This is a genomic window from Microbulbifer agarilyticus S89 (assembly GCF_000220505.1).
Taxonomy (GTDB): domain Bacteria; phylum Pseudomonadota; class Gammaproteobacteria; order Pseudomonadales; family Cellvibrionaceae; genus Microbulbifer; species Microbulbifer agarilyticus_B.
Map to the genome: position 1 here is coordinate 21164 of NZ_AFPJ01000037.1, position 13525 is coordinate 34688.

14 protein-coding genes are annotated in these 13525 nt (G+C 58.5%); 2 read left to right on the forward strand and 12 right to left on the reverse strand.

Annotation, left to right across the window (positions count from 1 at the left end; all coding sequences use genetic code 11):
- Positions 1-24 precede the first annotated feature (24 nt).
- The 5 genes from rnc to AS89_RS0112030 all read right to left on the reverse strand — a co-directional run bounded on the left by rnc (position 25) and on the right by AS89_RS0112030 (position 5512).
- The gene (gene rnc / locus AS89_RS0112010; RefSeq protein ID WP_010132898.1) at positions 25-705 is read right to left on the reverse strand and encodes a ribonuclease III; all 681 of its coding nucleotides are present in this window, start codon (positions 703-705) and stop codon (positions 25-27) included.
- Positions 706-708: 3 nt separating this feature from the next.
- Entirely contained in the window at positions 709-1161 is a 453-nt protein-coding gene (locus AS89_RS0112015) for a DUF4845 domain-containing protein (RefSeq protein WP_010132899.1), read from the reverse strand.
- Positions 1162-1229: 68 nt separating this feature from the next.
- Complete coding sequence (lepB, locus tag AS89_RS0112020; RefSeq protein WP_010132900.1) at positions 1230-2003, reverse strand: signal peptidase I; 774 nt, start codon at positions 2001-2003, stop codon at positions 1230-1232.
- 101 nt (positions 2004-2104) lie between these two features.
- A complete protein-coding gene (lepA, locus tag AS89_RS0112025; RefSeq protein WP_010132901.1) occupies positions 2105-3910 on the reverse strand; it encodes a translation elongation factor 4 in 1806 nt (601 codons plus the stop codon).
- Between the two features lie 201 nt (positions 3911-4111).
- Positions 4112-5512 (reverse strand): DegQ family serine endoprotease, encoded by a 1401-nt coding sequence (locus AS89_RS0112030; protein WP_010132902.1) that lies wholly within the window; start codon positions 5510-5512, stop codon positions 4112-4114.
- 202 nt (positions 5513-5714) lie between these two features.
- Here AS89_RS0112030 and mpaA point away from each other — a divergent pair, with 202 nt between their 5' ends.
- Positions 5715-6461 carry a murein tripeptide amidase MpaA gene (mpaA, locus tag AS89_RS0112035; RefSeq protein ID WP_010132903.1) on the forward strand — a complete coding sequence of 249 codons (747 nt, stop codon included), beginning with the start codon at positions 5715-5717 and terminating at the stop codon, positions 6459-6461.
- A 27-nt stretch (positions 6462-6488) separates the two neighbouring features.
- Here mpaA and ycjG read toward each other — a convergent pair whose 3' ends face one another.
- The 5 genes from ycjG to rpoE form a co-directional block, all read right to left on the reverse strand.
- A complete protein-coding gene (ycjG, locus tag AS89_RS0112040) occupies positions 6489-7469 on the reverse strand; it encodes an L-Ala-D/L-Glu epimerase (protein ID WP_010132904.1) in 981 nt (326 codons plus the stop codon).
- A 224-nt stretch (positions 7470-7693) separates the two neighbouring features.
- On the reverse strand, positions 7694-8167 hold the full coding sequence (locus tag AS89_RS0112045; RefSeq protein WP_010132906.1) for a SoxR reducing system RseC family protein: 474 nt from the start codon (positions 8165-8167) through the stop codon (positions 7694-7696).
- 29 nt (positions 8168-8196) lie between these two features.
- Complete coding sequence (locus AS89_RS0112050; protein WP_010132907.1) at positions 8197-9258, reverse strand: MucB/RseB C-terminal domain-containing protein; 1062 nt, start codon at positions 9256-9258, stop codon at positions 8197-8199.
- A gap of 52 nt (positions 9259-9310) precedes the next feature.
- The gene (locus AS89_RS0112055) at positions 9311-10006 is read right to left on the reverse strand and encodes a sigma-E factor negative regulatory protein (RefSeq protein WP_033230426.1); all 696 of its coding nucleotides are present in this window, start codon (positions 10004-10006) and stop codon (positions 9311-9313) included.
- Between the two features lie 238 nt (positions 10007-10244).
- Positions 10245-10859 (reverse strand): RNA polymerase sigma factor RpoE, encoded by a 615-nt coding sequence (gene rpoE / locus AS89_RS0112060; RefSeq protein WP_010132909.1) that lies wholly within the window; start codon positions 10857-10859, stop codon positions 10245-10247.
- Positions 10860-11039: 180 nt separating this feature from the next.
- Between rpoE and nadB the strand changes: the two genes are divergently transcribed.
- Positions 11040-12674 carry an L-aspartate oxidase gene (nadB, locus tag AS89_RS0112065; protein WP_010132910.1) on the forward strand — a complete coding sequence of 545 codons (1635 nt, stop codon included), beginning with the start codon at positions 11040-11042 and terminating at the stop codon, positions 12672-12674.
- 41 nt (positions 12675-12715) lie between these two features.
- Here nadB and AS89_RS19060 read toward each other — a convergent pair whose 3' ends face one another.
- Positions 12716-13237, reverse strand: coding sequence for a protein YgfX (locus tag AS89_RS19060; RefSeq protein ID WP_308736794.1), 522 nt, complete (start codon positions 13235-13237; stop codon positions 12716-12718).
- Positions 13197-13442, reverse strand: a complete 246-nt coding sequence (locus AS89_RS0112075) for an FAD assembly factor SdhE (RefSeq protein WP_010132911.1) — start codon at positions 13440-13442, stop codon at positions 13197-13199. The genes AS89_RS19060 and AS89_RS0112075 overlap by 41 nt, the downstream gene beginning before the upstream one ends.
- Positions 13443-13525: the final 83 nt, after the last annotated feature.

Below are 13525 nucleotides of genomic sequence, written 5' to 3' on the forward strand. Positions count from 1 at the left end.
AAGTGTCAGATGGGAATTATAGGGTCAGCCCTGCCCGGTCAGTTGGGCATAGGCTTCTGCAGCAGCGGACTTCTCCGCCGCACGGCGATTGCTGGCGACGCCTTTTACCGGAGCAGCCAGGCCAGATACTCGACACTCCACAATAAACTGCTGGGAGTGCTCTTCACCAGCCACTTCCACGACCTGATATTCGGGTAACGGCTTGTGACGCGCCTGCAGCCACTCCTGCAGCCGGGTTTTCGGGTCTTTGGCGGTTTCCAGGGAAAGGCTTTGCAAGCGCGGGGCAAACCAGGCCAGCACCCGTTCGCGGGCCGCTTCCAGCCCGGAGTCCAGATACATCGCGCCGATAATGGCCTCGACCGCATCGGCGAGAATGGATGCGCGGCGATGACCGCCACTCTTCATCTCGCCCTCGCCCAGCCGCAGGCAATCGCCAAGCTCGAGCTCGCGCGCGACCTTGGCCAGGGTCTCGCCGCTTACCAACTGCGCGCGCAGACGGCTCATCTGGCCTTCGCGGCCTTCGGGGAATTTTTCGAACAGGGCCGCGCTGATGGTAAACCCGAGGATGGAGTCGCCCAGAAATTCCAGGCGCTCATTGTTGCGGCTGCCATGGGAACGGTGCGTCAGCGCCAGATCCAATAGCTCTTCGTTAGTAAATTGGTAGCCCAGGCGGCCACACAGTCGTTGCAGATGAAGGTCTGTCACCGGTTAGTAGTCATCTCGCTTGCGAAACTGCTCAAGGTCCACGAGCGGCTCACAGCACAGCTCGGGCTTGGCGGTATTCAATTGCTTGTTAAATTTCATTACCACGTCCACATTCTGGAACAGTGGCTGACGCAGCTCGTAATTGATACTGACCAGGGTGCTGTCGGCACCACGGATGATCTTGACCGACTCGGTCGGCTCGCCGCGCACATTATTGATAGTGAAAAAACGGTCCAGCTCGCGCTTGATCTCGGTATTGCTCATTTCGCGCACACCGCTGTTGTTGGCGAGGGAGTGCAGCCCCTCTTCCACAAAATGCGCGTCCACATAGGCCGGGCCCATTTTGGATACCACGGTCAGCCCAAAGCCAAATACGGCAATGATGGCCAACCAGCCCCAGTAACTCATGCCTCGCTGATTTGCCAGAGCACGTGAAAATTGCGTGTTTACAGCCATGCTGACCTACCTGTTGTTATCGTTGTTGTCATTAAACCAAGGGTTGTCACCGAAGCGGGAGCGACCAGTCAGTCGATCCCGCCGACCCGGCTAAAGCTGGGCAGGCTCAATAGTTTCTCCCAATGCATCCAGATTGCAAAGGCCTTGCCGACAATGTCTTTTTCCGGCACAAAGCCCCACTTGCGGCTATCCAGGCTGTTGTCCCGGTTGTCACCCATCATGAAGTAGTAACCTTCCGGCACCGTGACGGTGCGAATATTGCCGTACGGGCCAGGATTCTGCTGTTTGGCAGCCAGGTGGCGGTGACCATCGAGGGTCTCCCACATCAGCTCGCGCCCGGGGTCTTGCGTATCAAAGCGGATAAATTCCTGCGGTACCGCTTCGCCGTTCACATACAGCTGGTTATTTTCCACACGAATTTCATCCCCCGGCAAACCCACCACACGCTTGATGTAGTAGGTCTCATTCATATGCGGAGGGAAAAACACCATCACGTCGCCGCGTTTCGGCTCCCCGATATCCACCACTTTGGTGCGGCTCACCGGCAGGCGCAATCCGTAGGCGTATTTGTTGACCAGAATAAAGTCGCCCACTTCCAGCGTTGGGTCCATGGATGCAGACGGGATCTGGAAGGGCTCCACCACGAAGGAGCGAAGCACAAAAACAATCGCCAGTACCGGGAAAAAGGATTTGGCGTACTCAACAACCACCGGCTCCTGTACCGGCTGTCCCTTGGCAGTGGCGGCCTTGCGCCCCCGCGCCAGAAACAGTGCATCAAACAGCCAGATCACCCCTGTCACCACCACCAGCAACAGCAAAATAAGGGGGAAATTGATATCCATTCAGTTGTCTCTTGCCGACTATTTCTTATCCGCTACGGCCGGGAGACGATACTGCCCACCCCCCAGCCGCTTTATTTTAAATTTACCCGCAACGCGCTCGATCAGTTATCGACTTTCAGCACTGCAAGGAAGGCATCCTGTGGCACTTCGACCTTACCCAGCTGCTTCATGCGGCGCTTACCCGCTTTCTGCTTCTCCAGCAGCTTCTTCTTCCGGGTCACGTCACCACCATAACACTTTGCGGTTACGTTCTTGCGCAAAGCCTTTACGGTGGTACGGGCGACGACCTGACCACCGATTGCCGCCTGAATCGCCACGTCGAACATCTGACGCGGGATCAATTCTTTCATTTTCTCTGCCAGGGCGCGACCGCGCTGCTGGGCATTGTCACGGTGCAGAATCACCGCCAGGGCATCGACCCGCTCGCCGTTGATCAGAATATCAAGGCGCACCAGTTTTGCCGGGTCAAAGCGCACAAAGTTGTAATCGAGGGAAGCAAAGCCGCGGCTCACGGACTTGAGGCGATCGAAGAAGTCCATCACTACTTCGCTCATCGGCAGTTCATAGCGCAGCGAGACCTGCCCACCCACGTACTGCATATCTTTCTGGATACCGCGTTTTTCCACGCACAGGGTAATCACGTTACCCAGGTAATCCTGCGGAACCAGGATGTTCGCTTCCACGATTGGCTCGCGCATTTCCTCGATCATGCCCAGATCCGGCATACGCGAGGGGTTATCCATGGTCATGGTTTCGCCGTTGGTAAGTTCCACCTCGTACACCACCGTAGGGGCGGTGGTAATCAGGTCGAGGTTGTACTCGCGTTCCAGGCGCTCCTGGATGATTTCCATGTGCAGCATACCGAGGAAGCCACAGCGGAAGCCAAAGCCCAGCGCGTCGGAGGTTTCCGGCTCGTAAAACAGCGAGGCATCGTTCAGGGAGAGCTTGTCCAGTGCGTCACGGAAGGCTTCATAATCGTCGGAGCTTACCGGAAACAGACCGGCGTAAACCTGCGGTTTCACCTTCTGGAAGCCCGGCAGCATTTCAACCTTATCGGCTTCTTTCGCGTGCGTCAGGGTGTCACCAACGGGCGCGCCGTGAATGTCCTTGATGCCGGCTACCACAAAACCCACTTCACCGGCCTTGAGCTCGCCGGTTTCCTTGCGCTTGGGGGTAAATACACCGACGCTATCCACCACATGGGCGCGGCCGATGGATTTGGTAACAATCTTGTCTTTGTTTTTCAGGGTGCCCTGGACCACGCGCACCAGGGACACAACGCCCAGGTAGCTGTCGAACCAGGAGTCGATGATCAGCGCCTGCAACGGCGCATCCACATCGCCCTCTGGCGGCGGCACCAGACGTACCAGGTCTTCCAGTACGTCTTCAATACCGAGGCCCGACTTGGCGCTGCAGCGCGTCGCTTCCGTGGCATCGATGCCGATAATATCTTCGATCTCTTCCGCGACCTTTTCCGGCTCCGCCTGGGGCAGGTCCATCTTGTTCAGAACAGGGATCACTTCTAGGCCCTGCTCAATCGCGGTGTAACAGTTGGCGACAGACTGCGCCTCTACACCCTGGGCGGCATCCACCACCAGCAGCGCGCCTTCACAGGCGGCGAGCGAGCGGGAAACTTCGTATGAGAAGTCCACGTGCCCCGGGGTATCAATAAAGTTCAGCTGGTAGGTTTTGCCGTCGCGGGCCTTATAGTCGAGGGTAACGCTCTGGGCCTTGATGGTAATGCCCCGCTCCCGCTCGATATCCATGCTATCGAGTACCTGTGCCGCCATCTCACGGTCGCTCAGGCCACCGCAGACCTGGATAAAGCGGTCTGCCAGAGTGGATTTGCCGTGGTCGATATGGGCAATAATGGAAAAGTTGCGGATATGGGAGAGATCAGTGGCCACTGCGAGGGTAAAACCTTTTAAAAATCAGTGAGTTAATGAGCGGACCGGGCCGCGCTGTGGGCGCAAGTCTAACAGGTTGCGCAAAAAGTGCATCCAATCTGTCTGCAACCCTCGAAACAACTGGGCTCGGCGCCGAATCACGACGCCGAGCCCATGCACTCACTGGATTTGTTGGCTTCAGCTCTCTTCGATCTGCAGGCTTCAGCTTTCTTCGATCTGAATGGTACGGAAAGTCGGCTGGCCGCCGCGGAAAAAGCGGATTGGCAACAACTCGCCCTTCGGCAGTTTCTTAACCACCTTGTCGTAGTCATTCAGGGATTCCACCTGTTCGAATCCAAGCTGGGCAATGATGTCGCCGCTGCGCAGGCCCGCATTGGCACCGGCCTTGCCCGGCACTACCTGCTTCACCAGTACGCCATTCTCTACGCCCAGACGCTGCTTGAGGTTGTCGGGGATATCTTCCACCACCAGCCCCAGTACGCCGCCAACATCACTTGTACTGGTCACACTGGACTGCGCGAAGCCTTCGTCGTCACCGGGCAGTGCGCCCACGCGCACCGTCAGCTTGCGCTGCTTGCCCTCGCGCATGAGCAGAACGGGTACTTCAGCGCCGGGGCGGGTACGGCCAACCACATGCGGAAGGTCGCCCTGGCTAACAATTTTCTGGTCATCGAAGCGAGTGATGATATCGCCCACCTGGATACCAGCCTTCTCTGCCGGAGAACCGGCTTCCAACTGGCCGACCAAAGCGCCCGCCGGTTTTCCGAGGCCCATGGCCTTAGCCAGTTTGCGATCCACGTCCTGGATGCCGACCCCCAGCCAACCGCGGTCCACTCGACCCTTCTCTTTCAGTTGGGCCACCACGTCTTGCGCAAGGCTCGCAGGGATCGCGAACGACAGGCCAATGGAGCCGCCGCTACGGGTGTAGATCTGGGAGTTGATACCAACCACCTCACCCTCAAGGTTAAACAGCGGGCCACCGGAGTTACCCGGGTTGATCGCCACATCGGTCTGGATGAACGGCACATAATTTTCGCGGCTTTCGTTGGGAATACTGCGGCCCATGGCGCTCACAATGCCCGCACTCGCAGAGTAATCCAGGCCAAATGGGGAGCCGATGGCGACCACCCACTCGCCAACCTTGATGCCTTCGGAATCACCCCATCGCACCACCGGCAGATCGTCGCCCTCCACTTTGAGCAACGCCAGGTCTGAACGCGGGTCGGTACCCACCACCTTGGCTTCGAACTCGCGGCGGTCGGTCAGGGTAATGCGCACCTCGTCGGCGCCATCGACCACGTGGTTATTGGTGACCACATAGCCATCTTTAGAAATGATAAAGCCGGAACCCATGCTTGCCACCGGGCGCTGCTGACGCTGACGCGGTTCCAGCAGGTGACGGAAGATGTCCGGGATGTCTTGTTGATAGCGTGGCGGAATTGCATTGCGGGAGGCGCGATTGCGCTCCACGGTGTTGATTTTCACCACCGCCGGGGAGTTCTGTTCAATCAGATCAGTCAGCTCCGGCAGGCCGCGTGCAAGCACCGAAGTGGAAAATAGCAAGCAAAGCACGAGAAGGAATTGCGAACAGCGTGCAACCATATATGTCACCCCTGATAAGCCCTTTTACTAATATGTCAAAACACCATTTAGATTTGGCAGCCGGTTGGTTATCACTTGGTGTTATCCAGATGGCTCCCACAATGGCGGGATTTGGTTGATGAAACCCGCCATAACACCCTCTTAGTTCGGTGATGCGTTAAAAAGTTCGCATTCTCTAGTGTAAATCAGTGTTAAGGATTGCATGAGCACCCAAAAACTGCCGGTTCACAGACAACCAGCTCCGACGCAACTGCGCCCGCGCCCGCAGCGTGGCCAATTTCACGCAGAGCGGCAGCGATATGGGGAATCGGTGCTGGGCGCCCCGCTCTACTACTTTCCGGCAGAAATACGCGATGAACATTCAGGCATCATCATGGCCGGCACTCATGGAGACGAAGTGACCGCAGTGGTCACACTTTCCTGTGCACTGCGCGCGCTGCAAGCGGGACTGCGGCGCCACCACGTCATTCTTGCGGTCAATCCCGACGGCTGCCAGCTTGGTACGCGCTGCAACGCACACGGCGTCGACCTGAATCGCAACTTTGCCACCATTAACTGGAAGGCGGACGGCACCGTCTATCGCTGGAACAATGCCGCGGAAGAGCGCGACGTTTTCCTCTCCACCGGCGATCGACCGGGGTCAGAACCTGAAACCCAGGCGCTGTGCCGGCTGGTCAGGGAGTTAGACCCAGCCTGGATCGTATCGATTCACGAACCGCTGGCCTGTGTTGAAGATCCCCTGCAGAGCCCTCTGGGGCACTGGCTAGCGGAGCGCATCGAGCTACCACTTGTGTGTGAACTCGGCTACCAGACCCCCGGCTCTTTCGGCACCTGGTGCGCAGAGCACCAGCATCCGTGCATCACCTTGGAATTCCCGCCCATTTCCACCGATGCCGCCACCGAGGACTACCTGCAGGTGATGACTGACCTGCTCTGCTACCAGCCCTGAGCCCTCACCTACAGCGCGACATGCGCTTCAGGTCCAGTACACCCTTCCGTGAAAAAACTGCAGCGGGTCGGCATCCCTGGCTAGCCAGGTGGGGCCGTCGAGGTCCACAAACCGCGCCCCCTGCCCCAGTGGCCAGGCTGCACGAATCGCGCGCGAGGTGCACAACATGCAGCCGAGCATGACCTCAAAGCCCTGTGCGCGCGCGGCATCGGCGAGGAGTAACGCCTCCCAGAGGCCGCCCGTTTTATCCAGTTTGACGTTCACCATCTCGTAGAGCCCCGCAAGCCGCGGTAAGTCCGCCCGGGTGTGGCAGCTTTCATCGGCGCAGATGGGTATGGGGTGGGCAAAGCTTGCGAGGGCGCGATCATCCCCAGCGGGCAGCGGCTGCTCCAGCATGGAAACACCCTGTTTCGCCAGCGCATCACACAGCGCGGGCAAGCCATCGGCGGACCAGGCTTCATTGGCATCAATAACCAGCTCGCAGGCGGGCGCAGCGGCGCGCACCGCTGCCACCCTCTCCAGCACCTGTTTCTCATCCAGCTTGAGTTTGAGTACCGTAACCCCGGACTTTTCGGCCGCACTCGCCGCCTCCGCCATTTCATCTGGGGTGGCAATCACCAGGGTTTGCACAGTGGGCAATGACTCGGGACCGGCGAAACCCTGCTGGTGTTTCTTCTCTGCCCAATTGGCCAGTGCGCAATCCACCGCATTGCGCGCCGCCCCGGCAGGCATGGCCTGCTGCAGTTGGCTGCGCGAGATTCCCTGGCGCAATGCCGGCAACACCGAGGTGATTTCGGCCAATACGGATTCCAGGCTTTCTCCATAGCGGGGATAGGGTGTGCACTCGCCAATGCCGGTGACACCTTCCGCCACCACTTCCACCACAACCACCCGGGCCTCACTGCGCGCGCCTCTGGAAATCACAAAGGTCGTTTTCAGCGGCCAACTCTCGGCGTAGCAGCGGCCTTCAAAGGCTTGAACCCGGCCTGATTCCCTTTGCCCTGCCATCCCTGTTTCCTCGTATTGATATCCGTCACACCCGGAGCTGAACGGCCAATGGGTCACCTTTAGTGTAGAAACAGTTCAAGAGATAGCAGGAAAAGCCCACCAGGAAAAATTCACCAGGAAATGCCAGTGAGCGTAGCGAAATGAATATCAGAGAAAGGAATAACAGAGAAAGAAATAACAGGAATAAACGATCGAGCGCTGTCGCGCAAAGCGTGCGCGTGCGCTCAGCTGATAGGAGTAACCGGAATTGCGCAGGGATTGGCTTGTTCGCGGCGAAGATATACGGGCTCCAGCGAAGCATCGCCGCGACGCAGGTAACTGTAGGCACGAATCGCGAGGGCACCGCCAATCAGGCCAAGCAATGCACCGGCTATCGCCAGCGGTTCAGCCCCCAACGACTGCCCCGCCAGAGCACCGGCAACCAGCAGCACCAGTGGCACCAGGTAAACTACGAGCGCGCTGCTCGCCAGCACGCGTTCGCCAATCCCAATCACCACGGTGTCGTGCAGCTGAATCGCCTGCGCTTCATGGGGAGTAAGCTGAACACGCACGCGCGATGCGCTCGCCCAGAAGTCGCCGAGTAAGCCGGTGCCACACCCTGACTTGGCCGCACAGCCATGACAACCGCTGCGCTGGACGGTTTCCACCCAAATCGCATCGCCGTCTACAGCGACCACTTTTCCGCGCTCTTCGATCATGCCGTGTCTTACCCCGTTTAACCGCGTCGTCAGTTTGCCTCGGTGATCGCCTTGGCCACCAGCTGCGCGGTATTGTCTGGGATTTCGCCCACCACTGTCACGGTGTAACGTGCGCCATTGACATCGATATGGTCCATATAGGCGACAGTAGCGCCGCGCACCGCTTGCCCTGTGTAGTTCATCTCCGGGAGCTGCTGGACAAACACGGTGAATGCACTCAGGCCGTCGCTAAATACCAGCATTTGCCCATCTTTTAGTGCCTGCACGGCAACCGGTTTAAAACCACTGGGCGCCCAACCGAGACGCCAGCGACTTTCCACATTGGCGCAGCTTGCTGCGTCGCTACCGGTGTCTGGCTGCGCCAAGGGTGAATGAGGCTTCAACTCATCATCGGTTACCGGTTTCAGGTCGAGCTCGACAAACTGAAAGCGCTCGAGAACCCTTCCCGCCGGTGCAATCAACATGGACTTGAGAGGCAGGCCGGTTTCTTTATCGACACTGATGACCATGCCGAAGCGATGCATATCCCGGGGCCGGGCCTCAAGCACGATCGTCTCGCGGTCGGCCACACGCTCCTCGCCGCGAATCAAAAATGCATAATTGGACTGCACGTTTTGCAGCCCGGCAGCGCTCAACAGACCAGAACTGGGAAACACACTGCCGCTGAGGCGACACTCGTCGCCCCCGGTGCGGCTCACCTTTTCGCGCGGACTACCGGTCAGGTAGCGAATACGCTCCACCTGCTCCCCATTGCGGATACCGTGCACTACCTCCAGGGTTTCCATGGAGCCCACATGCTCAAAGGTAACCAATCCGCGGTACTCCAGGTTGGCGGCAGCCTGGGCGAGCCGTGCTAGCAACACACCGGTCGCCTCACTGGCTGAGGCCTCGCGGGTATCTTGGGGAACCGATTGAGGAGCTAGTTGAGGAGCCTGGTTAGGGGGCTCCTGCGGCGCTGATTGCGGGTTGCTTGGCCCACCGGCGGACGGACCGCTCTGGGCGAAGCCCAGTGGTGCAGCACATAGTAAAAAAGCCAACAGCGAGCTGTTGGCTTTGCGGGTGGTACGGAAAATCATATTTGCCATGGTCATGCTTTGTTTCGCTCAACAACGAGACAGCCGGAGCAACCTCCGGCAGCCGCCATTACTCCGATGGGCGCTCCCCATAGGTTGCCCGAGCATGGGGAACCATACCCTGGCTGCCGATACGGGCGGCCTGCTCTGAGTGTTCCACCATCACCCGATTCAAATGCCGCATCAATTCTGGCGTGGGCACAACCTGCACCTGCGGGGCTGGCCCTACCCGTTTTTCGGGTACAAGCTGTGGTGCGGTGCTTACCGCGCGGGTATTCAATGTTGGGGTCAAAAATCTGCCAGGTTGCGAATTGGTCGTCACAGGCTGCGGCTGGGGCGCCTCAACTTCCGCTACCAAGTCACCCTGCACTTGCGGGGCCTGCATCTGTTGCACCCCCAAAATGGCGGCAAATGCTACGGTTGCCGCGACGGCACCGCGGGAAAGTGGACGCCACCAACGGCTTCTCGCCTGGTCATTACCCGCATCGTTCGCCGATGCCTGCTGCCCAGGCTCCAGCGATGGCTCATCGGCAATCGCTGCAGAAATACTTGCGGCGAGCCCCATGTCCACCGGCGCCACCTTTTCACCACGCATCACGCTGGCAGCCAACTGGTAGCGCGACCAGCGATGACCCAACTCACCGTCTGACGCACCGCTGGCATCAGATTCCTTGAGTAGGCGCTGAATTTCCAACTCATTGGCCTCGCCATCCATTAATGCGGAAAGCGATTCATTCAGGCGCTGTTGATGACTCCCGTGGGACATACGGGTAAACCCTCTTTCAGTGCAATTCTTTGGGCGCTAGTTCACACCCTGTTTGTTAATACGTCAGACCCGGGCTTCGCAAAAAAGTTTTACCTAGCAGACAAATTTTGTGTGAATTCGTCGATATTTTTACCTGTCATCCCGGTCAGGCTCTGGATTTAGGCCAGAAACCTCTCGACAAGCGATTCTGATAAAACAAAATAGATTAAAAAATAACCGCCTGCCGTGCTCACGCAGGCTAGCTGCGCCCGTCGACGGACTCGGGCTCGCCGGCCATGGTGGCCTGGACTGCGCGATCAATAGCCTCCCGGGCGCGGAAAATCCGCGAGCGTACGGTACCTACCGGGCACCCCATCACTTCAGCGATCTCCTCGTAGCTGAGGCCTTCCATCTCGCGCAGGGTCACGGCCGAGCGCAGATCTTCCGGTAGCTCGCGGATAGCCTGGTGTACCGCCGCTTCCAGTTGATCGCGGAACAGTTGGTTCTCGGGGGTTTCGTTATCGCGCAGCAAATCGGCGCCGGAGTAAAATTCGGCATCCTCCAGATCCACATCCGATGAGGGGGGACGGCGACTGCGTGAAACGAGGTGGTTTTTGGCGGTATTAATCGCGATGCGATACATCCAGGTATAAAAAGCACTCTCCCCACGGAAATTGCCCAGTGCCCGGTATGCCTTGATAAACGCTTCCTGCACCACGTCATGCACTTCCGCATGATCGTTGATGTAGCGGCTAACCACCGCCATGATTTTGTGTTGGTACTTCAATACCAACAGGTCGAAGGCTCGCTTATCGCCTTTCTGCACCCGCTCTACCAGCTGGCGATCACTTGGTGACGCCTGTTGCCCTGTCATCCCCTACTCCAAACCGCGGGCCAGACACGTCGGAGCGCCTTGGCCAAGCTTTTTCTAATGTGTCCAAGACACCAAATTTTGGTCATAAGTTCCTGACAAATCGGTAATTTTTCAAGATGGCGTATACTACGCGCCCCCCGAGACGAATAAAACTCCACGAGAGAGAAGGCAAACGGACCCGTGAATCCTAACGAAAACAGCTACAACGAGAACAATTACGATGTGCTAGTTGTAGGCAGTGGTGCCGCCGGCTTGACCCTGGCGCTGCACCTCGCTGCACGCCACCGCGTGGCACTGCTTTCCAAGCAGCGCTTGCGAGATGGCTCTACCTGGTTCGCCCAGGGCGGTATCGCTGGCGTACTGGACGAGGCCGACTCCGTAGACGCCCATATAGCGGATACATTAGATGCAGGAGCGGGACTCTGCCACCCCGACGCGGTTCGCTTCACCGTGGAAAACAGCCGGGACGCCGTTCACTGGCTCATTAACCAGGGCGTAGATTTCACCCGCGAAGAAGATGGTGAGTACCACCTTACCAAAGAGGGTGGTCACAGCCACCGGCGCATAATTCACAGTGCCGACGCCACCGGCCAGGCGGTACACAGCACCCTGCTGGAGCGCGTGCGCAACACGCCCAATATCGACTGCTTTGAACACCACATTGCCCTGGACCTGATCCGCCAACCCAACCCGAAGACCGGCCGCTTCCGCTGTGGCGGATGTTACGTGCATAACAAACAAACCGAAGAGGTCGAGGTATTCCAGGGGCGCGCGGTCGTACTCGCCACTGGCGGGGCCTCCAAAGCCTACCTGTATACCAGCAACCCCGATGGCGCCAGCGGTGACGGTATCGCCATGGCCTGGCGCGCCGGGTGCCGGGTTGCGAACATGGAATTCAACCAGTTCCACCCCACTTGCCTGTACCACCCCAAAGCCAAGTCCATGCTGATCACCGAAGCCCTGCGCGGTGAGGGTGCCCTGTTAAAGCTGCCGAATGGCGAGCGTTTTATGGATCGCTTCGACAGGCGTGGTGAGCTGGCGCCGCGGGATATCGTGGCCCGCGCCATCGACCACGAAATGAAGCGACTGGGTGCCGATTGCCTGTACCTGGACATTTCGCACAAGGACCCGGATTTTGTCCGCGAGCACTTTCCGACCGTATACAAAAGCTGTCTCGAATATGGCATCGACATCACCCGCGAAGCCATCCCGGTGGTTCCCGCGGCGCACTATACCTGCGGCGGGGTAATGGTCGACGAGCACGGCCGCACGGATCTGGATCAGCTTTACGCGATCGGTGAAACCACCTTTACCGGCCTGCACGGCGCCAATCGCCTGGCCAGTAACTCGCTCCTCGAGTGTGTGGTTTACGCGCGCTCGGCCGCGATGCATATCGACAACTCGATCGACGATATCGCCCCGCCGCGCGAGGCACCGGCCTGGGATGCTTCCCGGGTAACCGACTCCGATGAGGACGTGGTGATCTCGCACAACTGGGACGAGTTACGCCGCTTTATGTGGGACTTTGTCGGCATTGTGCGGACGCGCAAGCGCCTGTTGCGAGCGGAGCACCGGGTGAAGCTGTTGCAGCAGGAGATCAGGGAGTTCTACGCGAATTACCGAATCACCAGCGACCTGATTGAACTGCGCAACCTGGCGGTCGTGTCCGAGCTGATTATCCGCTCCGCGCTGGACCGCCGGGAAAGCCGCGGGCTGCACTACTCACTGGACTACCCGGGACTGCGGGAACTGGCCATGGATACCATTCTGGTACCGGAGAATTTTGCCGACCAGCGGCATTTTATTGGCCCGTAACCCAACGTTAAAAACCCGTGCTCAACGGTACCCGGGCACAGTCAGCGCGAATAACGCAAGGCGACCAATAATCGCCGCCATGCATCTGCCGTGGCGGCATCTCGCGCCAGCACCAGGCGCAAACGGCGCCCTTCAACATCTTTGCCGTTAATCACGATCAACCAACGCCACAGGGTCAACTCGCCGACAAAGTGAAATTCCCGTCGCGCACCGCCCCGCACCTGCCAGTACCAGCGTCGTTCTGTGGTGGATAACCGTCCAACGGAAGCACCGAGTCGACGCCATTCAACGACGCCGTACAACAAAACAACGGGGACGAGTGCAATTACCAGGACCCAGGGCAGACGGGAGACAAACAGCAGGAGAATGGTCTGGGCAAGAATGAACAGAAGGCCCAGACGGAGTAAACGAGACGGAGCAAGGTCACAGCTGAGACGCGCCGCGCGTGCCTCCCCGCTCCCACTGCGGGAACGGGTACTTCCAGGAGCTTTCCCGGAACTGGCAGCGCGCGGGTCCCCCGCGTTATTCCTGGAGGCCGGTATTGTCCCGGATGATCTGGACAATCTTCTTCAACTCGGGGTCTGCAGGGTCTTCACGACGCAGAAACCAGGCAAACAGGTCCTGATCCTGCTCATCCAGTAACTTGATGTATCGCTGCTTATCGTCTTCAGAGAGGGTGTCATACACATTCTCCAGAAACGGCAGCAACACCAAATCCAGCTCTAACATGCCGCGACGGCTGGCCCAAAACAGGCGGTTGCGATCCATACTTCGTTCTCAAGCCACTATTCAAAGTGCGCGCAGTATAGCGGTAGTTGAAATCCAACCGCAAAACCCCCAATTATGAGATT